General features: G+C 68.3%; 20 protein-coding genes. 8 read left to right on the top strand and 12 right to left on the bottom strand.

Translation table 11 applies throughout. The features are described from left to right. Positions 1-16 precede the first annotated feature (16 nt). The 9 genes from AC5P7I_RS19340 to AC5P7I_RS19300 all read right to left on the bottom strand — a co-directional run bounded on the left by AC5P7I_RS19340 (position 17) and on the right by AC5P7I_RS19300 (position 6,393). Positions 17-274: a phosphopantetheine-binding protein gene (locus tag AC5P7I_RS19340; RefSeq protein ID WP_005411610.1), complete on the bottom strand. Its 258-nt coding sequence runs from the start codon at positions 272-274 to the stop codon at positions 17-19. Beyond that, positions 261-1,058 (bottom strand): lysophospholipid acyltransferase family protein, encoded by a 798-nt coding sequence (locus AC5P7I_RS19335; RefSeq protein ID WP_014038937.1) that lies wholly within the window; start codon positions 1,056-1,058, stop codon positions 261-263. The genes AC5P7I_RS19340 and AC5P7I_RS19335 overlap by 14 nt, the downstream gene beginning before the upstream one ends. Continuing rightward, a complete protein-coding gene (locus AC5P7I_RS19330) occupies positions 1,051-1,794 on the bottom strand; it encodes a beta-ketoacyl synthase chain length factor (RefSeq protein ID WP_014648849.1) in 744 nt (247 codons plus the stop codon). The genes AC5P7I_RS19335 and AC5P7I_RS19330 overlap by 8 nt, the downstream gene beginning before the upstream one ends. Positions 1,795-2,011: 217 nt before the next feature. After that, a complete protein-coding gene (cydB, locus tag AC5P7I_RS19325; RefSeq protein ID WP_032960627.1) occupies positions 2,012-3,025 on the bottom strand; it encodes a cytochrome d ubiquinol oxidase subunit II in 1,014 nt (337 codons plus the stop codon). A gap of 1 nt (position 3,026) precedes the next feature. Continuing rightward, on the bottom strand, positions 3,027-4,424 hold the full coding sequence (locus tag AC5P7I_RS19320; protein ID WP_053494556.1) for a cytochrome ubiquinol oxidase subunit I: 1,398 nt from the start codon (positions 4,422-4,424) through the stop codon (positions 3,027-3,029). Between the two features lie 213 nt (positions 4,425-4,637). Further along, positions 4,638-4,853, bottom strand: a complete 216-nt coding sequence (locus tag AC5P7I_RS19315) for a hypothetical protein (protein WP_014648852.1) — start codon at positions 4,851-4,853, stop codon at positions 4,638-4,640. Continuing rightward, the gene (locus AC5P7I_RS19310) at positions 4,850-5,503 is read right to left on the bottom strand and encodes an RNA polymerase sigma factor (protein ID WP_262087759.1); all 654 of its coding nucleotides are present in this window, start codon (positions 5,501-5,503) and stop codon (positions 4,850-4,852) included. Before AC5P7I_RS19310 ends, AC5P7I_RS19315 begins: the two co-directional genes overlap by 4 nt. A gap of 37 nt (positions 5,504-5,540) precedes the next feature. Then, positions 5,541-5,870: a hypothetical protein gene (locus tag AC5P7I_RS19305; protein ID WP_197621033.1), complete on the bottom strand. Its 330-nt coding sequence runs from the start codon at positions 5,868-5,870 to the stop codon at positions 5,541-5,543. A gap of 70 nt (positions 5,871-5,940) precedes the next feature. After that, entirely contained in the window at positions 5,941-6,393 is a 453-nt protein-coding gene (locus AC5P7I_RS19300) for a hypothetical protein (protein ID WP_046433210.1), read from the bottom strand. A 161-nt stretch (positions 6,394-6,554) separates the two neighbouring features. Here AC5P7I_RS19300 and AC5P7I_RS19295 point away from each other — a divergent pair, with 161 nt between their 5' ends. The 7 genes from AC5P7I_RS19295 (at position 6,555) to AC5P7I_RS19265 (ending at position 15,150) form a co-directional block, all read left to right on the top strand. Continuing rightward, entirely contained in the window at positions 6,555-8,924 is a 2,370-nt protein-coding gene (locus tag AC5P7I_RS19295) for a S9 family peptidase (protein WP_262087758.1), read from the top strand. Further along, a complete protein-coding gene (locus AC5P7I_RS19290; RefSeq protein ID WP_262087757.1) occupies positions 8,921-9,340 on the top strand; it encodes an NUDIX hydrolase in 420 nt (139 codons plus the stop codon). The genes AC5P7I_RS19295 and AC5P7I_RS19290 overlap by 4 nt, the downstream gene beginning before the upstream one ends. 30 nt (positions 9,341-9,370) lie before the next feature. Then, entirely contained in the window at positions 9,371-9,931 is a 561-nt protein-coding gene (locus AC5P7I_RS19285; protein WP_262087756.1) for a hypothetical protein, read from the top strand. A gap of 137 nt (positions 9,932-10,068) precedes the next feature. Continuing rightward, positions 10,069-10,932, top strand: a complete 864-nt coding sequence (locus AC5P7I_RS19280) for a hypothetical protein (protein ID WP_495222175.1) — start codon at positions 10,069-10,071, stop codon at positions 10,930-10,932. A gap of 37 nt (positions 10,933-10,969) precedes the next feature. After that, the gene (locus tag AC5P7I_RS19275) at positions 10,970-12,583 is read left to right on the top strand and encodes a hypothetical protein (RefSeq protein ID WP_262087754.1); all 1,614 of its coding nucleotides are present in this window, start codon (positions 10,970-10,972) and stop codon (positions 12,581-12,583) included. 53 nt (positions 12,584-12,636) lie between these two features. Next, entirely contained in the window at positions 12,637-13,533 is an 897-nt protein-coding gene (hemF, locus tag AC5P7I_RS19270; RefSeq protein ID WP_014648860.1) for an oxygen-dependent coproporphyrinogen oxidase, read from the top strand. Positions 13,534-13,629: 96 nt separating this feature from the next. Next, on the top strand, positions 13,630-15,150 hold the full coding sequence (locus AC5P7I_RS19265) for a hypothetical protein (protein ID WP_495222174.1): 1,521 nt from the start codon (positions 13,630-13,632) through the stop codon (positions 15,148-15,150). A 44-nt stretch (positions 15,151-15,194) separates the two neighbouring features. Here the strand turns inward: AC5P7I_RS19265 and AC5P7I_RS19260 are convergent, their stop codons facing one another. Next, positions 15,195-15,674, bottom strand: coding sequence for a DUF421 domain-containing protein (locus tag AC5P7I_RS19260; protein ID WP_014648862.1), 480 nt, complete (start codon positions 15,672-15,674; stop codon positions 15,195-15,197). Between the two features lie 369 nt (positions 15,675-16,043). After that, on the bottom strand, positions 16,044-18,818 hold the full coding sequence (polA, locus tag AC5P7I_RS19255; protein ID WP_014648863.1) for a DNA polymerase I: 2,775 nt from the start codon (positions 18,816-18,818) through the stop codon (positions 16,044-16,046). A 97-nt stretch (positions 18,819-18,915) separates the two neighbouring features. Between polA and AC5P7I_RS19250 the strand changes: the two genes are divergently transcribed. Beyond that, the gene (locus AC5P7I_RS19250; protein ID WP_014038952.1) at positions 18,916-19,200 is read left to right on the top strand and encodes a DUF2782 domain-containing protein; all 285 of its coding nucleotides are present in this window, start codon (positions 18,916-18,918) and stop codon (positions 19,198-19,200) included. Positions 19,201-19,370: 170 nt separating this feature from the next. Here AC5P7I_RS19250 and AC5P7I_RS19245 read toward each other — a convergent pair whose 3' ends face one another. Then, positions 19,371-19,817, bottom strand: coding sequence for a universal stress protein (locus AC5P7I_RS19245; protein WP_005411629.1), 447 nt, complete (start codon positions 19,815-19,817; stop codon positions 19,371-19,373). Positions 19,818-19,884 lie beyond the last annotated feature (67 nt).

Here is a 19,884-nt window from a genome sequence, read left to right as displayed (position 1 = left end):
GCAATTCCTGGCGCCGTTACGACTGGCGGGCGGCGACGAACTCGCCGAGCGCGCGCACGCTGGAGAAATGGCGACGGGTTTCTTCTGAATCGGCCGAGAGGCTGACACCGTACTTCTTCTGCAGCGCCAAGCCCAGTTCCAGCGCGTCGATCGAATCCAGGCCGAGGCCCTCGACGAACAGCGGCGCGGTCGGATCGATGTCCTCCGGCGTGATGTCCTCCAGCGAAAGGGAGGAAATGATCAATTCCTTGATCTCGTGCTCAAGTGCTTGCACGGGGCGGATCTCCAGACAGGTCGAAATAACGAGAAAGGTGCTCGGTGACGCGGCGTGCTGCCAAGGCATCCCCCCTTGGCGAGTCGTCATCGGCCAGGAAGGGCGCGATCGGGATATCTTCGCCGATCTGCAGCCGAACGTGAAAGCGACGTGAGGGGACACGATACCACTTCTGTCCCTTGGTCAACGTGGGCGGGGTGCAGGTGATCCGTACCGGGGTGATGTCCAGCCGGCCGCGGACGGCGATGTTGGCGGCCCCGCGCTGCAGCCGCGGCGGTTGGCCCGGCACGCTGCGGGTGCCCTCCGGGAAGATCACCAGGGTACCGCCGGCATGCACCGCCGCTACGCAGTCGTCGACCAGGCCGGCCCCGTCATCGTTGGCGATGTAGCCGGCCGCCCGCACCGGGCCTCGCATGAACGGGTTGCAGGCCACGGCCCGCTTCACCACGCAATCGGCGTTGGGCAGCAGCGAAATCAGGCAGACCACGTCGATCAGGGTCGGGTGATTGGCCAGAACCAGCAAACCGTCGCGCTGCAGGCGTTCCCCGCCCTCGATCTGGTAGGTCATCACCCCCAGCGCACGCATCAGGCGCAGGTGGCTGGCAAAGGCGACCTGGACCACGCGGCGGGCCCGGCGGCGGCGGACCACCGGGTCGCGCATCAGCAGCAACACCGGCATCACCAGCACGCCCAGCAGCAGGCCGCCCACGCCAAATGCGGCGAAGCTCAGGCCGGTGCCGAACACCCGCCAGGCATGATCGAGGCGGCGCAGCGCCTCAGCCACGGCGTCCCCAGCGCCAGCGCTGGCCCTGGGCCACGTGCTCCAGCGCCGGCGCGCCAGACAGCAGGAAGCGGTGCAGGTCCAGCGCGTGCGGCAGCGTGCCCGGGGCGGTGGCGGTGGCCTCCGGCGCCGCCTCCCATTGCAGCGAGAGCGTCGGCTGGCCCGCTGTCGGCGCGGTCAAACGCCAGCACCAGGCAAAGAACGGGTCGGGTTCGTCGGCAAACGTCGCGTAAATTTCAGGAAGCGGCGACTCATAGACCACCACCCGCACTTCGCGGGCACCATCGGCCAGCAGCCCGGCGGCCTCCAGGCAGGCGGTCTCGACCGTGGCCTGGCCGGCGGCCAGCGCCAGGTAGTTGCCGCGGTGGCCGCGGGCGATCGAGTACAGCGCCGCGATCGCGTTGTGCACCGACAGGCCGAACCCGGTGGGGGACAGAGGCTGATCGCTGGCCAGCGCCCCCAGCAGGTCCATCGAACGGGCCACGTCGCCGTGGCGGCTGGCGAACACCAGCGGCACCTGGCTGTCAGCGCCCTGCCCGTCCTCGCACCAGCAGGCAGCCTGGATCGCCATCCGGCCCAGCCGCTCGATGCGGCGGCGCTGCATCGCCGGGATCTCGGCCAACGCCGGCGTGTCTTCGCCCTGCGGCGGATACGGCGCATCGGCCCAGCCCAGCCACTGGCTACGCTCGCTCAGGCCGGGCGCCCAGGCGGCCCAGTCGACGATGGAGAATTCGATCATTTAGCGATGGTGCTTCAACGGGAGAACGATAGGCACGAGCCATTACGGCGACGCGCGGCGGCCCCCCATTCCTGCAGCCGTGCGTCCGTCCAGGACGTCGCCGGCTGCCCCCCTGGCCGCCGGAAAGGAGCGCACGCTAGCACGTCCTGCGCGGGGTGTGCAGGTTTCACATTCCCCAACGCGGGGGCCGGCACCGGCCGGCCCCGCATTCAAACGATCAGTGGTAACCGGTGTCGGCGTGCACCTTGCCGCGGAACACCCGGTACGACCACGCCGTGTAGCCGAGGATGACCGGCAGCAGAATGACCAGCCCGACCAGGGTGAAGCCCAGCGAGGAGGCCGGCGCGGCGGCCTGCCACAGGGTCATCGACGGCGGCAGCAGGTAGGGCCACATGCCCAGCACCAGGCCAAGGAAGCCGAGCACGAACAGGGCCAGGCTGAGCAGGAACGGCGGCAGGTCGCGGCGCGGATGGGTCGCGCTGCGCCACAGCGCGGCTGCCACCGCCAGGGTCAGCAGCGGGACCGGCGACAGCCACCAGAAGTTGCCGTCGCTGAACCAGCGGTCCATCAACCGCGAATCGAGGAACGGCAGCCAGCTGCTCACCAGGCCCATCGCCGCGATCACCGCCACCACCAGCGGGCGGGTCATCTGCCGCGCCAGCGCCTGCACGCGCCCTTCCGTCTTCAGGATCAGCCAGGTGCTGCCCAGCAGCGCATAGCCGGCCACCAGCGCGGCACCGGTCAGCATCGCAAACGGGCTGAACCAGGCGAACGCGCCGCCCTGGTAGGCACCGTCCACCAGCGGGATGCCCTGCACCAGCGTGCCCAGGATCACGCCCTGGGCAAAGGTGGCCAGCAGCGAGCCCAGGCCGAACCCCACGCTCCACAGCCGGCGCGAACGATGTGCCTTGAAGCGGAACTCGAACGCCACGCCGCGGAACACCAGCGCCACCACCAGCAGCAGCACCGGCAGGTACAGCGCCGACAACAGCACCGCATAGGCTTTCGGGAACGCCGCCAGCAGCCCGGCGCCGCCCAGTACCAGCCAGGTCTCGTTGCCGTCCCAGATCGGCGCGGCGGTGTTCATCATCAGGTCCAGCTGCTCCTCGTCCTCGGCGAACGGGGCCAGGATGCCGATGCCGAGCACGAAGCCGTCCAGCACCACGTACATCAGCACGCCGAAGCCGATCACCGCGAACCACGCCACCGGCAGCCAGGTCATCAGGTCCATGTCAGCGCTCCTCCAGCGGTTCGTCGGCCGCCGACAGCGGGCGTGCCGGCGTATGGCTGCCATGGTCCAGCGACGGCCCCTCGGCATACGGCTGCGGCCCGTGGCGCAGGATCTTCACCAGGTACCAGATGCCCCAGCCGAACACGAAGGCGTAGCCGACCACGTACACGCCCAGCGACAACGCCGTCATCCACGCGCTCTGGGGGCCAACCGCATCGGCGGTGCGCAGCACGCCGTACACCACCCACGGCTGGCGCCCCATCTCGGTGACGAACCAACCGGACAGCAGCGCGATGAAGCCACTCGGCAGCATCCAGTTCCATCCGCGCAGCAGCCACGGTGAATCCAGCAGCTTCCTGCGCCACAGCTGGAACGCTGACACCCAGGCCAGCAGCAGCATCAGCGTGCCCAGCCCGACCATGATGCGGAAGGCGAAGAACACCGGCGTCACCGGCGGCCGTTCGCTGGCCGGTACCGAGGTCAGCGGGTCGAAGGTGCCGTCCAGGCTGTGGGTGAGGATCACGCTGCCCAGCTTCGGGATGGCCACTTCGAAATCGTTGCGCTCTTCCTTCTCGTTGGGCAGCGCGAACACCACCAGCGGCACGCCCTCGCCTTCCCGGGTTTCATGCCAGTGCGCTTCCATCGCCGCGATCTTCATCGGCTGGTGCTTGAGCGTGTTCAGGCCATGCATGTCGCCGACGAAGATCTGCACCGGCACGGTCAGTGCGGCGAACGCCACCGCCGCGATCAGCATGCGCCGGCCCGCTTCCACGTGCGTGCCCCTGCGCAGGTACCACGCACCGACGCCACCAATCACGAAACAGGTGGTGATGAACGAGCCCAGCGCCATGTGCGCCAGGCGGTACGGGAACGAGGGGTTGAACACCACCTGCCACCAGTCCACCGGATGCACGATGCCGTTGACCATCTCGTAGCCGGCAGGCGTATGCAGCCAGCTGTTGGACGACAGGATCCAGAACGTGGAGAACAACGTGCCCAGCGCCACCATGCAGGTGGACAGGAAATGCAGGCGCGGCGAGACCCGGCCCCAGCCGAACATCATCACGCCGAGGAAGCTGGCTTCCAGGAAGAACGCGGTCAGCACCTCGTAGGTCAGCAACGGGCCGATGACCGTACCGGCCACCTCGCTCAGCCGCGGCCAGTTGGTGCCGAACTGGAAGGCCATGACGATGCCGCTGACCACGCCCATGCCGAACGACACCGCGAAGATCTTCTGCCAGAAGAAATACAGCTCGCGCCACACGGGCAACTTCGTGCGCAGCCAGCGCCATTCGATGAAGGCCAGCCAGCTGGCCGTGCCGATGGTGAAGGCCGGGAACAGCACGTGGAAACTGATGACGAATCCGAACTGGATCCGGGACAACAACAACGCGTCCAAGGGACGCCTCCTGCCTGCGACCGGTGGGATACCGGACCACTTTAGGAGGATTTCGTTAAGGTGGGATGCGACCGGGTGACGCGCTGCTTCACTTTGTCGCAGGGGTCAACCGTTCTGGTAGCTGCCAGCCTTGGTTGGCACACACGCCCAAACGCCGACCCAGGTCGGCATCTACCAACGGCGACTGGAACGGCCCACCGCCCGGAGGGCGCCTCAGAGCCAGAAATACCAGGCCGCTGCAGCCAGCAGCGCGCCAAACAACAGCACCTGCACCACCACATAGCCCACGCCACCGTCGCGCGACTCAGCGGCAATGCGCTTCTGCAGCGCCTCGCTCACATCCGGCGTTGCTTCCTGCTGCGCCTGCTCGCGCAACGCCTGTGCCAGCACGCGCGCTTCCGCATCGCGAGGATCGGTGGGTGGGTTCACAGCAGCTCTCCGGCAGTGGCATGCCGCGTCAGTTCCTGCTTCAGGACCTGGCGCGCGCGGTGCAGGTGGCTCTTGATGGTACCGCGTGCCAGTCCGGTCACCTGCTCGATCTCGGCCAGATCGAAATCCTCCAGGTAATGCAGGCCGACGATCAGGCGCTGCGGCGCGCTCAGCCGTTCCAGTGCCGCGCCGAGCTGGCGCCCGGCCTGCAGCGCCTCGCTCAACTCGGCGGGCCCGGGGCCTTCATCGCCGATCCCCAGTTCCTCCGGCACCTCCACCGCCACCATCCATTGCGCCTCCAGCCGCCGCCGGCGCAGGTGCTGTAGTGCAGTGGTGTAGGCCACCCGCGAAACCCAGGTACGCAACGAAGATTCAAAGCGGAACCGGTGCAGCTGGCGGAACACGGCCAGGAAGGTTTCCTGCAGCAGGTCAGCCACCTGGTCGCGGTCGCCCACCATGCGTCCGATCACATGCGCGCAGGTGCGCTGGTGGGCTTCAACCAGTTGCGCGAAGGCCGACTGCGAGCCATCGATGATGGCCCGCACCAGGGCCTGGTCCACGTCCAGCGCTTTGGCGGGGGCCGCCGTCGCCGCCGTATCCTCGCGGCGACGGCCCCGCAGTGCCGACAGCGCTTCGCCGAGCAGGCTCATGCGCGGGGCGCCCCCTGTGCCCGTGGCATGCGCCGGCTCAGCCCTTGGGTGCGGCGGGGCGGGTGAAGTGCCAGGCCAGCAGCTGGCCCAGGCCGGCACTGCCGACCAGCGCGGCAGCGGCACCGAAGGTCAGGTCACGCGCACCGATGGCCTCCAGCAGGGCCATGGCCAGGGCCAGGCAGACCAGGCTGATGCCCCAGCGCAACGCCCCCTGGCGGCGCCGCTCTTCTTCCAGCACGGCCAGCGAGCGGATCACTTCCTCCGGCACGTGCGGGGCCACCAGCTTGCTGCGCGCGCGCGCATCGGCAATGGCATGGATCGCGTAGGCGATGCAGATGAAGAGGGTGATCGGGATCAGTTCCTGCATGGTCGGGCTCCTGTTCGATGGATGATGCGGGTTCAGGAGAATGGATGCGCGACCACGGCAACCGGTTGCACTAGCTGCCTGCCACCTCGTCGCTGGCGCCGGGCGTGTCCGCCGGCTCCGGGAAATAGGTCTCCACCTGGAAACCCAGCTGCAGGTCCGCCAACAGTCGCAGCAACTGCTGATCCAGCACAAAACCCGCCCATGCGGTCTTTCCAAAGATGCCGACACGCACGCCGATCGAAGCCCCCTCCTGCAGCAGTTCCCCGATCACATCGGCGCGTGCCCGCAGGAGATCGACCAACGCCGGCCAGGCATCCATCAGCCAGCCGTCCTTGCCCCTCTCCAGTACGAACACCACGCGGGTCTCCGCATGCCCGCTGATCAGGCTGCCGTCGCGATCCCGGTATCCGGTTCCGACGTCTCGGGAAAACGCCGGTTCCAGATCCAGCCGGGCGGCAATCCCGGCGCCGGCCTCTGTTGGGTGCTGCACGCGCAGCGAGATCCTGTAGTCGTAGCAGTACATATCGGTTCCATCCGAACGGAATGGCCATCATGCCGCACACGCCGTCGCAGCGACCTGGAGGGGGCCATTTTGCCGATTCCGCTGCCATGACCTGTGGCCCCTGCCCCGGGCCCGTGCGGCTGCTACGCTTGCCCGGTTTCCTCTACTGGTGCCGTCCGCCCATGTCCCGAGTGCTGCCCCTGTCCCTCCTGCTGTCGGCCGTGCTGGCCGCACCGGCTGCGCATGCCGCGCCGACGCCGATCACCATCGAACAGGCCATGGCCGACCCGGACTGGATCGGTCCGCCGGTCGAGAAGGCCTGGTGGTCGTGGAACAGCCAGCAGGTGGAGTACCAGCTCAAGCGCAACGGCAGCCCGGTACGCGATACCTTCCGCCAGCCGGTGGCCGGTGGCGTGGCCGCGCAGGTGGCCGATGACCAGCGCGGCACCCTGGACGTGGCCGAGCCGGTCTACGACCGCAGCCGCAGCCGCAGCGCCTTCGTGCGCAATGGCGATGTGTTCGTGCGCGACCTGCGCAGCGGCGCGCTGACCCAGCTCACCCGCAGCAACGAGCGCGCGGGCAACGTGAACTTTGCCGCCGACAACGGCGTGATCTGGCGCGTCGGCCAGAACTGGTTCCACTGGACCGCCGCCAGCGGCGTGCAGCAGGTGGCCAGCCTGAAGGCCGAGAAGGACCCGCGTACGCCACCGAAGGCCGACGTGCTGCGCGACCAGCAGCTGCGCACGCTGGAAACCCTGCGCCGCGACCGCGAGCAGCGCGAGGCATTGAAGGACCAGGACCAGCGCTGGCGCCAGGCCGACCCGACCCGCGCACCGGGCCCGGTCTACCTGGGCGCCGACGTCGAGATCGGTGACAGCGTGCTGTCGCCGGACCTGACCCACCTGATTGTGGTGACCAAGCCGAAGGACTTCGACGACGGCCGCACCAGCAAGATGCCGCTGTACGTGACCGAATCGGGCTACGAGGAAACCGAGGACACCCGCACCCGCGTCGGCCGCAACGGCTTCGAGCCACACACCCTGTGGTACGTGGACGTGCGCACCGGCAAGGCCGAGAAAGTCTCGCTGGCCAGCCTGCCGGGCATCAGCACCGACCCGCTGGCCGAGCTGCGCCGCAAGGCCGGCAAGGATGCGCTGAAGGGCGAGCGCAGCGTGCAGGTGATGAGCGACTTCATGGGCGGCGGCATCCGCTGGAGCGCCGACGGCCAGCAGGCCGCGGTGATGCTGCGTGCCAACGACAACAAGGACCGCTGGATCATCAGCGTCAATGCCGCCGACGGCCGCGTGCAGAACCGACACCGCCTGACCGACAACGCCTGGATCAACTGGGGCTTCAACGATTTCGGCTGGATGGCCGATGGCCGCACGCTGTGGCTGCTGTCCGAGGAATCGGGCTTCTCGCACCTGTACACCCAGGCCGGCACCGCCAAGCCGCAGGCGCTGACCAGCGGCAAGTGGGAAACCTCGGCACCGGTGCCGTCGGCCGATGGCAAGGGCTTCTACTTCCTGTGCAACCAGCAGGCGCCGCATGACTACGAAGTCTGCGCGGTCGACACCGGCAACCGCCAGGTACGCGAGCTGACCAGCCTCAATGGCGTGGAGGATTTCTCGCTGTCGCCGGATGGCCAGCAGCTGCTGGTGCGTTACTCCGGTGCCTACCTGCCGCCGCAGCTGGCGGTGCTGCCCAGCACCGGTGGCCAGGCACGCGTGCTGACCGATACCCGCACCGCCGATTACAAGGCGCGTGAGTGGATCCAGCCGAAGCTGGTCGCGGTACCGTCCAGGCACGGTGCCGGCGTGGTCTGGGCCAAGTACTACGAGCCGGAAAACAAGGAACCGGGGAAGAAGTACCCGATCGTGATGTTCGTGCACGGCGCCGGCTACCTGCAGAACGTGCACCAGCGCTACCCGGCCTACTTCCGCGAGCAGATGTTCCACAACCTGCTGGTGCAGAAGGGCTACATCGTGCTGGACATGGACTACCGCGGCAGCGAGGGCTACGGCCGCGACTGGCGCACGGCCATCTACCGCAACATGGGCCACCCGGAACTGGAAGACTACAAGGACGGCCTGGACTGGCTGGTCGACACCCAGCAGGGCGACCGTGACCACGCCGGCATCTACGGCGGCTCCTACGGCGGCTTCATGACCTTCATGGCGCTGTTCCGTTCGCCGGGCACGTTCAAGGCCGGCGCCGCGCTGCGCCCGGTGGTCGACTGGCACAACTACAACCACGGCTACACCAGCAACATCCTCAACACCCCGGACATCGATCCGGAGGCGTACCGCGTGTCCTCGCCGATCGAGTACGCGCAGAACCTGCAGGACAACCTGCTGATCGCCCACGGCATGATGGATGACAACGTGTTCTTCCAGGACTCGGTGAACCTGACCCAGCGCCTGATCGAACTGCACAAGGACAACTGGTCGATCGCACCGTACCCGCTGGAACGCCACGGCTACGTGCGTGCCGATTCCTGGCTGGACCAGTACAAGCGCATCCTCAAGCTGTTCGAGCAGAACCTGAAGTGAGCAACGCCGCGGGCACGATCCGGATCGTGGGCGCGGTCATCCTGGATGACCGCGGCCGGGCACTGCTGGTGCGCAAGCACGGTGCCCGCCGCTTCATCCAGCCCGGTGGCAAGCCAGAACCCGGCGAAGCACCGTTGCAGGCGCTGGCGCGCGAGCTGGACGAAGAACTGGGCGTACGGCTGTGCGCCGATGCTGCCATCGCGCTGGGCACCTTCGAGGACTGGGCGGTGAACGAGCCCGGCCACCGCGTGCAGGCCCAGGCGTGGTGGGTGCAGGTGGACGGCACGCCGCAGGCGCGCGCCGAAATTGCCGAACTGGCCTGGGTGCCGCTGCAACCACCGCATGGCCTGCCCTTGGCACCCTTGAGCGAACACCATATCCTGCCGGCGGTCGCCACCCGGGTGACGGCCCGCTGAGCAGGCGGGCGCCGACTGCAAGGACATCGGATGTCAGTGCCGCTCCCGCCGCTTCCCACCCGCACCACGCCACCCGCTCACGCCTGGGTGCGCCCGATGGCGCAGGCGTCGTTCTGGCTGTGCCTGCTGCTGACGCTCTACTTCGTGCTGCAGGCGCTGCTGTTGTGGCCACTGCACGGCACCCCGCTGTGGCAGTCGCTCGCCGGAATGGCGCAGGCGCACCGGGTGCACAGCGTCACCTGGCTGCTGGCCCACCCGGTGGGCGCCTCGATGATCATCGCGCTGGCCTGCCTGGTCTCGACCGCAGCCAGCTGGGGCCTGCTGCGCGAACGCCGCTGGGCCCTGTGGGGCTTCGTGGCGCTGTTGCTGCTGAGCGCACTGGCCAACTTCGCGATCGCCTGGTGGCTGGACGCGTGCATGCGCGATCTCATCGCACTGCTGGCCGATGACCCGGCCCTGCAGCAGGAGCTGCAGCCGCGGCGCTGGATGGTCACCTTCATCGTGGTCGGTACCTCGATCCTGTTCCTCGGCCTGCAGGGCTGGCTGGCCTGGCGCCTGTTGAGGCCGGACATCCGCTCGCGCTTCCGCTGAGCCCCATCCGATTCCCGCTGGACAAGGACCGTCGCATGCGCGTGCTGACCCTGCTCCCCGCACTGCTGCTGTTCGCCGCGCAACCTGCGTCCGCCGACGCGTTGCGATGTGGCGAGTACCGCAGCACCGAGGGCGCCATGGCGCTGGTGTTCGAATCATCCGCTGCCGGTTATCGCGCTCTGGAAGGCCAGGAACACGCGCCTGTGCGCATCGACCGCAGCGGCGGCGATCTGCGCCTGGTATTTCTCGACGACGGTGTATCCACCGCCATCAGCGTGGCTGCTGACGGGGCGCATATCAACGACGGCATGACCGACTTCGAGTTGCATCGACCCCAGGCCTGCCAGCGCGCCCCTGCGCCCGTCACCGACGGCTGCCTGGGCCAACCTGCGCTGTGCATTGCGCGGCTCGCGGATGCGCCGCCGGAACAGGCGCAACGCGCGTGCGAGGAAAGCGTCGGCGCCGGGTGCTCGGCGCTGTTGCGCCACTTTCTCGCTGCACCCGCCGCCGCAGCCGGGCAGCAGGACGCGCCATTGCCTGCCGCGCAGCGCACCACGCTGCAGCGGCTCTGCCTGCACCAGCGCGGTGGTCGCTTCTGCACCGAGGTTGCCGAGCAGCAGTTGATCGCGCTGGAACCCGCGTTGGCCGTGCAGGCGCTGCAGGTGGTCTGCGATGCTGGGCGCGCCAGTGCCTGCGAACGTGTTGCGCCATTGCGTGAACTCGGCACCGATCTACGCCTCGTGCCTCTCCAGCAAGTGCCCTGTGGCCGCTATCAGGCCGATGGCGGCGCGATCGACAGGCTCGACTTCGGCGATGGCACGCGCGGCCGACTGGAAGACGGCGCCATCCACCTTCAGCAGGACGGCGAAACCCTTGTCCTGCGCCAGCTGGGCAACGGCGACCTGCTTGGCATGGATACGCAGACCGGTTACCAGCGCTACCAGCCGGTGCCCGGCACGGCACAATGCACGCCCCCGCGCGAGGGCCGTGATTCGCCGTAGCGCCTGGAGTTTCCCGTTCGATCGTCAAGGAGACGACATGCATTCACCCGCACCGCGCCGCCGCTGGCTGGCCTGGGCGCTGCTGCTGGCCGCGCCGATGGCCGCCGCACAGTCACCGCAATGCGGCCTGTTCAAGGCCGACGAAGGCAGCAGCACGCTGCGCATCAGCTCACCGAACCGCGGCGAGCAGAAGCACTTCGGCAGTGCGCCGTCTCCGGTCGCGTTCCAGCAGATCGACGGAAAGCTGCAACTGGTGAACCTGGAGTACGGCCTGCCCAGCGCGTTGCAGGTGCGCGATCGTGGCCGCACGGTCGAGGTGGATGGCACGGTCTACATCCTGCAGGCCCCCGCACAGTGCGCCGCCGCAGCCAGGCCGGCTGAAGGCAGCTGCCTGTCCGATGCGGCGGCGTGCCTGGACAACCGCCGTGAAGCGCCCCCGGCCGCGCTGGAAGCAGGGTGCCGGGAAGGCGTGCCCGGCATGTGCCTGCAGCTGGCCGATCGCTGGCATGACGAGGCCAGGGCGCCGGCCACGCCGGATGAGGCGCAGCAACAGGCCATCCTCGATACCGCACTGGCCGGCATCGAACTGCCTGTGCCGTGCCGGAATGGCGGCTTCAGCAACGAGACACCGGCCTGTGCAGCGGCGCTGGAAGCGGATCCGGCGCTGCAGGATCAGATCGTCAAGGCCGCGATGGGTGCGGCGATGGTCGAAGCCGTGAGCTCCGTGCTGTCACCCTCCACGCCGGTGGTGGTGCCGGCCGCGCAGCGCCAGCAGCTGTTGCAGTTGTGCCAGCAGGTCGGCCATGGCGGCTTCTGCAGCCGCGTGGCCGAGCTCTCGTGGGAATCCGGCGACCCCTTGCAGGCGGTGCAGGCACTGACCACAGCGTGCGCGCCCGGTAAGGAAAGCGCCGCCTGCGAGCGCCTGCCTGCATTGCAGGCGCTGGGCGCCTCGTTGCGGCCGCAGCCGGCTACGGCGCTGCCCTGCGGCACCTTCCGCGCCGCAGGTGGCCTGATGGATACGCTGGACTTCGGCGATGCAGGACGGGTCGGCATCGGCTGGGACAGCCAACTGCGTGCTCGTGTCGAAGACGGCGACATCCGCATCCGCCACGACAAGGGCGGCGACTTCGTGCTGCGGCCGTTGCCCGGGGGCCAGCTGCTGGGCCTGGACACGTGGACACGCTTCCAGGTGTTCGTGCCGACCGGCGAGGGCGCGAGCACCTGCAGCCCGCCGAAACACTACACGGTGCTGCCGCTGCCGCAGGACTGCCCGCAGGCGCTGGCCAGCGGCGGTGCCGAAGCCTGCTGCGCGCAGGGTAAGCTGCAGGGCTGCAACATTCTTGGCAACCGTCTTGCGCTGTCCGGCCAGTGGCGGCAGGCGGCAGAGCACTACACCACCGTGTGCCGTGCCGGCGTGCGCGAGGGCTGCGAAAACCTGGTCGCAGCGCAGGGCCGCAGCAGCGACATCGACGCCCATGCGACGCTGGAGCGGCTGTGTGCCGCCGACCGCAGCGGGCGCCACGTCGCCTGCGACGTGCTGGACACCGGAAACTGGAGCGCCCTGGAGCTGGGCCGTGTCCTGCAGGAGGCGGTGGACGAAGCGACGGCCGAGGACACTCCGGCGCCGCGCGCTTCCAACCGCAAGCGATGAGCCGGCCAAGGCCTGCCCGCAGCTTCGGGCGGGCCCTGCGGTAAAGTAGCGCCATGAACGAATTCGAGCGCGTGCGCACCTACCTCACCGACCTGCAGGACCGCATCTGTGCGGCGATCGAGGCCGTCGATGGCCAGGCCCGCTTCCAGGAAGACCTGTGGCAGCGGGCCGAGGGCGGTGGCGGGCGTACCCGCGTGCTGCGCGACGGCGCGGTGTTCGAGCAGGCCGGCATCGGCTTCTCCGACGTGGCCGGCAGCCGCCTGCCGCCGTCGGCCTCGGCCAACCGCCCGGAACTGGCCGGCGCCTCCTGGCGCGCCACCGGCGTGTCGCTGGTGTTCCACCCGCTCAATCCCTACGTGCCGACCACCCATGCCAACGTGCGCTTCTTCCAGGCGCAGCGCGACGGCGAAGTGGTGGCCAGCTGGTTCGGCGGCGGCTTCGACCTGACTCCGTTCTACCCGTTCGACGAGGACGTGCAGCATTGGCACCAGGTCGCCCGCGACCTGTGCACACCGTTCGGCGACGAGCGCTATGCCGCGCACAAGCGCTGGTGCGATGAATACTTCTTCCTGCGCCACCGCAATGAAACGCGCGGCGTCGGCGGCCTGTTCTTCGATGACCTGCACGGCGATTTCGAGCGCGATTTCGCTTATCTGCGTGCGGTCGGTGATGGCTTCCTCGACGCCTACCTGCCGATCGTGCAGCAGCGCAAGGACGCCGCATATGGCGAGCGCGAACGCGAGTTCCAGCTGTACCGCCGCGGCCGCTACGTGGAGTTCAACCTGGTCTACGACCGCGGCACCCTGTTCGGGCTGCAGAGCGGTGGCCGCAGCGAAAGCATCCTGATGAGCCTGCCGCCGCGGGTGCGCTGGGAGTACGGCTTCACCCCGGAAGCGGGCAGCGCCGAGGCGCGCCTGGCCGACTACCTGGTGCCACGCGACTGGCTCTGATCGTCCGGCGCCACGCCTGATCCGTGGCGCCTTCTTACGCCTGTGGTGCGCCCCGCGCCGGACAGGCCCTGCACTGCCTCCTTCAAGGATGACCCCATGCCTGCTGCTGTTCCCTTCCGCCCCCGCGCCGCGGGCTGGCGCTCCCTGCTGTTGCTTGCATTGGCCTCGGCCAGCCTGCCGGCCGCCGCGCAATCGATGGCCTGCGGCACCTACAAGGACGTCGACGGCAACACCACGCTGACCATCGAAAGTGAAGGCCATGGTTTCCTGTCCGGCCCCTACCAAGCCACCGAGCAGCTGCGCATCGCCCGCCAGGAGGACGTGCTCGGCACCGGCAACCTGTCCACCGGCCGCCTGGAAAACTGGTACTTCTCGGACAACGATCGCACGATCAGCACCCCCTATCGCGAATTCACCCGCGAGCACACCGCCGCCTGCAAGACGATGCCGGAGCCCATCGAGGGCGGCTGTGTAATGAACACCTCCGAGTGCCTGGAGGCGTTGCCGGAAGCCGAACCGCTGAAGCTGCATGCCTGGTGCGCCGAAGGCGTGGGCGCGGCCTGCATGCAGCTGCTGGAGACCTACCAGCGGCAGGCCAAGGACGCAGCGCCGGCGCCTGCACGTTCCGAGCCGCCGATGCCGGAGATCTGCAAGGAGGATTCGGCGTCGTTCAATGCCGAGGGCTGCAGGGCGATCGCCGAGGTGGTCGGCGCCGAGATGATGGGCAAGGCCGTGCTCGGCCTGCAGCATTCGAACGACCCTGTCTTGCCGACCGCACAGCTCGATGAACTGGCCGCACTGTGCCGGCAGCAGCACGGCGAGGCGTTCTGCGCCGACGTTGCCGAGGCGCTGTGGAGTGGTGGGCGCCTGTTGCAGGCCCATGAGGCGCTGCAGCTGTCGTGCGCCCAGCGCGCGGATGGCGTGGCCTGCGGCCGCGCCGAGGCGCGTGCCCGACTGGCCTCGGTACCGGCCGCTGCACTGGCCCCGGTGCCGGCTTCCGCGCTGCCCTGTGGGGGCTATGAAGCGGAGTACGGCGTGCTCTCGCAGCTGCGCTTCCTCGATGGTGGCCTGGTGGAAGCCGGGGGCCGCGACCAGCGCCTGCGCGCGAGCCTGCAGGACGGGCGCATCCTCATCCATCGCGACGTCGGCAGCGACTTCGTACTGCAGCCGCTGAAGAACGGAAACCTGGCCAGCGTCGACGGCGGCAACCGCTTCGCCTACTACGAGCGCAAGCCGGGCTCAGGCAATGCCAGCTGCACACCGCCGGTGGCCTTCGTGGAGATCCCCCTGCCGCTGGACTGCCCGACCCTGGACCGCAAGGACGGCGCCAAGGCCTGCTGCACCGATGGCAAGCTGCTGGGCTGCAAGGTTGCCGGCGAGGCACTGTTCAAAAACGAACAATGGGCCGCATCGCTGTCCTACTTCCAGACGCTGTGCAGCGCGGGTGTGCGCGAAGGTTGCCTGGCAATGGCCGCGGTGTATGCGCATACTGCGGATCCGAAGATTCCGCAGGCCATGGCGGCGATCTGCGCGAAGGACGCCAAGGGCACCCACGTCGCCTGCGATGTGGACGCGACGCGCAACTGGCCGGCGCTGAAGGCTGAAGCCGCTCCCTGAGGCCAGGCACCTGTTGAGCCGGGCATGGGCCCGGCGCTACGAGGTCAGGTGCTCTTCCGCGCGATGATCGTGATGTGCCCGGTCGTCTCCAGCAGGGCGATCTGCACGTCCTCGATCCGCAGGCCGCCCTGTTGGCGCAGCGCGGCATCGAAATCGGCCCGGCTGATCAGTTCGCGGCGGAGAACGCCCTCCAACAGCCGGCCATCACGCGCGATCACGGTGGGCTCTCCTTCGATCATCCGCTCCATGCGCCGATTCCGGGTGGTCAACCAGCCCACCCCGTAGTTCAGCACGATCAGGGTGGCCGCCAGCAGCAGGCCACCGCCCAGCGAGGTGTCGGTGCCCAGCAGCGCGTTCTGCACCGCGTTGCCCAGCAGCACGATCAGCAGCACGTCGAAAGGCGTGATCTGCCCCAGAGCCCGCTTGCCGCCCAGCCGGACCATGCCCAGCACCACGACATAGACCACCACCGCGCGCAGGATGAATTCCCACCACGGCATGGCCAGGGCGAACAGGTCGGGCATGGTCTTCCCCTGCGGAACGGTGGCCCAGCCTAGCACCTGGGGTCAGATCCCTTTGCCCGGCGGGCAAAGGGATCTGACCCCCAGTGTGTGTTCCGTTGGCGCAAATAAAAAGCCCCGCTGACCAGGGGGAGGTCAACGGGGCCGGGGAACGGGCACTTGGGGAGGAGTCCCCGTTCCGAGATCTGCTCCAGGGGATGGGAGAGATCCACAACAGGCGTTGCGCCTGTCGGGAGTTATAGAAGCACTTCGAACACTAACGGTTCGTGAAGGGGCCCCATTTAATGAATTTCAATAGGGGCAACATTCATGGTCGAGTCAGAAACACCCGACTCATGAACAAATTCACGTCGTTTTCGGCCTGAAACACCGTCAGTGCGCTTCGTCCCAGTTGTTGCCGACGCCCGTGTCGACCACCAGTGGCACCCGCAGTTTGGCCGCTTGCGACATGCGCTCCACCACCTGCAAACGCAGGTCCTCGACGAAACTGCTTTCGGTTTCGAACACCAGTTCATCGTGCACCTGCAGGATCATCCGTGCCGGCGCCCCGCTGTCACGCAGCCACTGGTCCACATCCACCATCGCGCGCTTGATGATGTCGGCGGCAGTGCCCTGCATCGGCGCGTTGATCGCCGCGCGTTCAGCACCGGCACGCAGGCCCTGGTTGCGGGCGTGGATGTCGTTCAGGTACAGGCGACGGCCGAACAGGGTTTCCACGTAGCCCTGGTCACGGGCCTGCTGGCGCATCCGCTCCATGAAGTCGCGCACGCCCGGGTAGCGGCTGAAGTACAGCGCCACGTAGTCCTGCGCCTGGCCACGGTCGATGCCCAGGTTGCGGGCCAGGCCGAAGGCGCTCATGCCGTACATCAGGCCGAAGTTGATGGCCTTGGCGGCGCGGCGCTCGTTCGGGGTCACTTCCTCCAGCGTGCGCCCGAACACCTCGGCGGCGGTGGCACGGTGTACGTCGGCGCCCTGCTCGAAGGCACGCACCAGGCCCGGGTCCTCGGACAGGTGGGCCATGATCCGCAGTTCGATCTGCGAATAGTCGGCCGCCAGCAGCTGGAAACCTTCCGGGGCGATGAACGCGCGGCGGATGCGGCGGCCGTCCTCGGTGCGGATCGGGATGTTCTGCAGGTTCGGGTCCGACGAGGACAGGCGGCCGGTGGCGGCACCGGACTGGTGGTAGCTGGTATGCACCCGGCCGGTGTCCGGGTTGACCATCTCCGGCAGCTTGTCGGTGTAGGTGCTGCGCAGCTTGGCCAACCCGCGGTAGTCCAGGATCACCCGCGGCAACTCATGCTGGTCGGCAATCGCCTCCAGCGCCTCTTCATTGGTGCTGGGCTGGCCCTTCGGGGTCTTCACCACCGCCGGCAGCTTCAGCTCGTCGAACAGCACCGCCTGCAGCTGCTTGGGCGAATCCAGGTTGAAGCTGCGCCCGGCCAGCTCGGTGGCCTTCTGCTGCGCGGCCAGCATGCGCGAGGACAGGTCCTGGCTCTGCCGGCGGAGTTCGTCGGTGTCGATCCGCACGCCATTGGCTTCAATGCTGGCCAGCACCGGCACCAGCGGCATCTCGATGTTGCGGTACACGCTGTCCAGCGCCGGCTCGGCCAGCAGCTGCGGCTGCAATGCGTGGTGCAGGCGCAGGGTGATGTCGGCGTCCTCGGCGGCGTAGCGGCTGGCTTCGTCGATGCCCACCTGCGAGAACGGGATCTGCTTGGCGCCCTTGCCGGCCACGTCCTCGAACTTGATGGTGCTGTAGCCCAGGTAACGCAGCGCCAGCGAATCCATGTCGTGGCGGGTGGCGGTGGAATTGAGCACGAAGCTCTCGAGCATGGTGTCGTCGTGGTAGCCCTGCATCGCCACGCCGTGGCGGCGCAGCACATGCAGGTCGTACTTGCCATGCTGGCCCAGCTTCTTCTTCGCCGGGTCCTGCAGCGCCGGGCGCAGTGCGTCCAGCACCTGCTGCATGGGCAGCTGGGCCGGCGCACCCGGGTAATCGTGGCCGACCGGAATGTACGCCGCCCTGCCCGGCTCGACGGCCAGGCTGATGCCCACCAGGCGCGCGCGCATCGCGTCCAGTGCATCGGTCTCGGTATCGAAGCTGATCAGGTCGGCCTGCTGCAGGCGTTCGACCCAGGCCTGCAGCTGCTCGGCGGTCAGCACGGTCTCGTACTCACCCGGCGCGGACAGTGCCGGATCCAGCGTGCCGGCGGCGGGCGCCTCGCCGCTGCCACGGGCGAAGCCAGCGGCGGTGCCACGCAGGCTCGGGGTCGCCTCGCTGGCGGCCACCGGTGCCGGCACCGGCGCGCCCAGCTCCTTCAGCGCCTGGGTGAAGCCATAGCGCGTATACAGCTCGGTCAGCGCCGGCACATCCTGCTCGCGCAGGGCCAGCGTGGTCGGGCTGGCGTCCAGCTGCACGTCGGTACGGATGGTCACCAGCTCGCGGTTCAGCGGCAGCCGCTCCAGTGCGGCACGCAGGTTCTCGCCGATCTTGCCCTTCATGGCCGGCGCGGCCGCCATCACGCCGTCCAGGTGCTGGTACTCGGCCAGCCACTTGGCGGCGGTCTTCGGCCCGCACTTCTCCACGCCCGGCACGTTGTCGACCGCGTCGCCCATCAGCGCCAGCAGGTCGATGATCTGGTCGGCGCGCACGCCGAACTTCTCCATCACCGCCGCATCCGAATCCATGCGGCTGCCGGTCATGGTGTTGACCAGCTCGATGCCCGGGCGCACCAGCTGGGCGAAGTCCTTGTCGCCGGTGGAAATGGTCACCTTCAGGTCCTGCGCCAGGCCCTGAAGGGCCAGCGTGCCGATCACATCGTCGGCCTCCACGCCGGGGATGCGCAGGATGCTGATGCCCAGCGCTTCGACGATGCGGCACATCGGCTCGACCTGGCTGCGCAGCTCATCGGGCATCGGCGGGCGGTTGGCCTTGTACTGGTCGTACAGGTCGTCACGGAAGGTCTTGCCCGGGGCGTCGACCACGAACGCGACGTAGGCCGGGCGCTCCTTCAGCGTCGAACGCAGCATGTTGACCACGCCGAACAGCGCGCCGGTGGGTTCACCCTGTGCATTGGACAGGGGCGGCAGCGCGTGGAACGCGCGGTACAGGTAACTGGACCCGTCGATCAGGACTAATCTGCTCATGTGCCGATTCTACGCGCCCGTGCCTGCACCGCGGCGACACGGCCCGTACACCGCGATGGGGCATAATCAGGGCTCTTTCCAGGCAAAGGCCCCGCCGATGAAGACCCTGATGCTGGCTTCCCTGCTCCTGCTCGCTGGCTGCGCCAGCATGGGTGGCGCGGGCGCTCCCCCGGTGGACGTCAAGGGCGCGGATGTATCCAAGCGCACCATGGACAACGGTGACACCATCGAGGAATACCGCGTGTCCGGCCAGCTGCGCATGGTCAAGGTGACCCCGTCGCGCGGTGCCCCGTTCTACATGTACGACAAGAACGGCGACGGCCGCATGGACAACGACAAGGACGGCGTGTCGCCGGTCTACTGGAAGCTGTACAGCTGGTGAGGTGACCGGGGTTGTGACCGGGGTCGGATCCCTTTCCACAGGAAAGGGCTCTGACCCCCTCAGGGCCACCGGCACGGCCCCGATCCCCCCCACAAAAAACAACGCCGGCGCGCATCCTGCGGCCGGCGTCGGGTCCCCTCCCCGGGAACGCTTGAATCAGCGGGTATGGATCAGCGGATGACCAGCACCGGCAGCGTGCTGCGCGCCAGCACCTCGGCGGTCTGGCTGCCCAGCAGTACACGGGTCACGCCGCGGCGGCCGTGCGAGGTCATCACGATCAGGTCGCTGTTGCGCTCGCCGGCGGTCTCGATGATGCCGTCGGCCGCATAGCGGTCCAGCACGTGCACCGGGTTGGCGGTGATGCCCTGCTCGGCGGCCTTGGCCAGCGCCGGCTGCAGCACCTTCTGCGCGCCTTCCTCGCGGTCGGCCTTGTATTCGGGGCTGTTCATGTAGCCCACGCTCCAGCCCATGGCGTCGTACATGCCGACGGCCCACGGCTCGGAAACAGTGACGATATCGACCTCGGCGTTAAGGTCCTTGGCCAGCTCCAAGCCCTTGGCCAGGCCCTTGTCGGCCAGTTCGGACCCGTCAGTGGCAATCAGGATGCGCTTGTACATGGTGGGGCTCCGTGGCGGTCTGCCGGATGGGAACGACACCATTGCACACCGTATGTGCAGGCGGCGC

The sequence above is a fragment of the Stenotrophomonas sp. YJH_SMC_138 genome, from assembly GCF_059369855.1.
Note: the sequence above shows the minus strand (reverse complement) of the source record. Positions and strands in the feature narration are given on the sequence as shown.

Excerpts from the sequence above, each read along its gene's own strand:
- AC5P7I_RS19330 (WP_014648849.1), bottom strand. The coding sequence starts at position 1,794 with ATGATCGAATTCTCCATCGTCGACTGGGCCGCCTGGGCGCCCGGCCTG.
- cydB (WP_032960627.1), bottom strand. The coding sequence starts at position 3,025 with ATGGACCTGATGACCTGGCTGCCGGTGGCGTGGTTCGCGGTGATCGGC.
- AC5P7I_RS19310 (WP_262087759.1), bottom strand. The coding sequence starts at position 5,503 with ATGAGCCTGCTCGGCGAAGCGCTGTCGGCACTGCGGGGCCGTCGCCGC.
- AC5P7I_RS19305 (WP_197621033.1), bottom strand. The coding sequence starts at position 5,870 with ATGCAGGAACTGATCCCGATCACCCTCTTCATCTGCATCGCCTACGCG.
- AC5P7I_RS19300 (WP_046433210.1), bottom strand. The coding sequence starts at position 6,393 with ATGTACTGCTACGACTACAGGATCTCGCTGCGCGTGCAGCACCCAACA.
- AC5P7I_RS19295 (WP_262087758.1), top strand. The coding sequence starts at position 6,555 with ATGTCCCGAGTGCTGCCCCTGTCCCTCCTGCTGTCGGCCGTGCTGGCC.
- AC5P7I_RS19285 (WP_262087756.1), top strand. The coding sequence starts at position 9,371 with ATGTCAGTGCCGCTCCCGCCGCTTCCCACCCGCACCACGCCACCCGCT.
- AC5P7I_RS19280 (WP_495222175.1), top strand. The coding sequence starts at position 10,069 with ATGGCGCTGGTGTTCGAATCATCCGCTGCCGGTTATCGCGCTCTGGAA.
- AC5P7I_RS19275 (WP_262087754.1), top strand. The coding sequence starts at position 10,970 with ATGCATTCACCCGCACCGCGCCGCCGCTGGCTGGCCTGGGCGCTGCTG.
- hemF (WP_014648860.1), top strand. The coding sequence starts at position 12,637 with ATGAACGAATTCGAGCGCGTGCGCACCTACCTCACCGACCTGCAGGAC.
- AC5P7I_RS19265 (WP_495222174.1), top strand. The coding sequence starts at position 13,630 with ATGCCTGCTGCTGTTCCCTTCCGCCCCCGCGCCGCGGGCTGGCGCTCC.
- AC5P7I_RS19260 (WP_014648862.1), bottom strand. The coding sequence starts at position 15,674 with ATGCCCGACCTGTTCGCCCTGGCCATGCCGTGGTGGGAATTCATCCTG.
- polA (WP_014648863.1), bottom strand. The coding sequence starts at position 18,818 with ATGAGCAGATTAGTCCTGATCGACGGGTCCAGTTACCTGTACCGCGCG.
- AC5P7I_RS19250 (WP_014038952.1), top strand. The coding sequence starts at position 18,916 with ATGAAGACCCTGATGCTGGCTTCCCTGCTCCTGCTCGCTGGCTGCGCC.
- AC5P7I_RS19245 (WP_005411629.1), bottom strand. The coding sequence starts at position 19,817 with ATGTACAAGCGCATCCTGATTGCCACTGACGGGTCCGAACTGGCCGAC.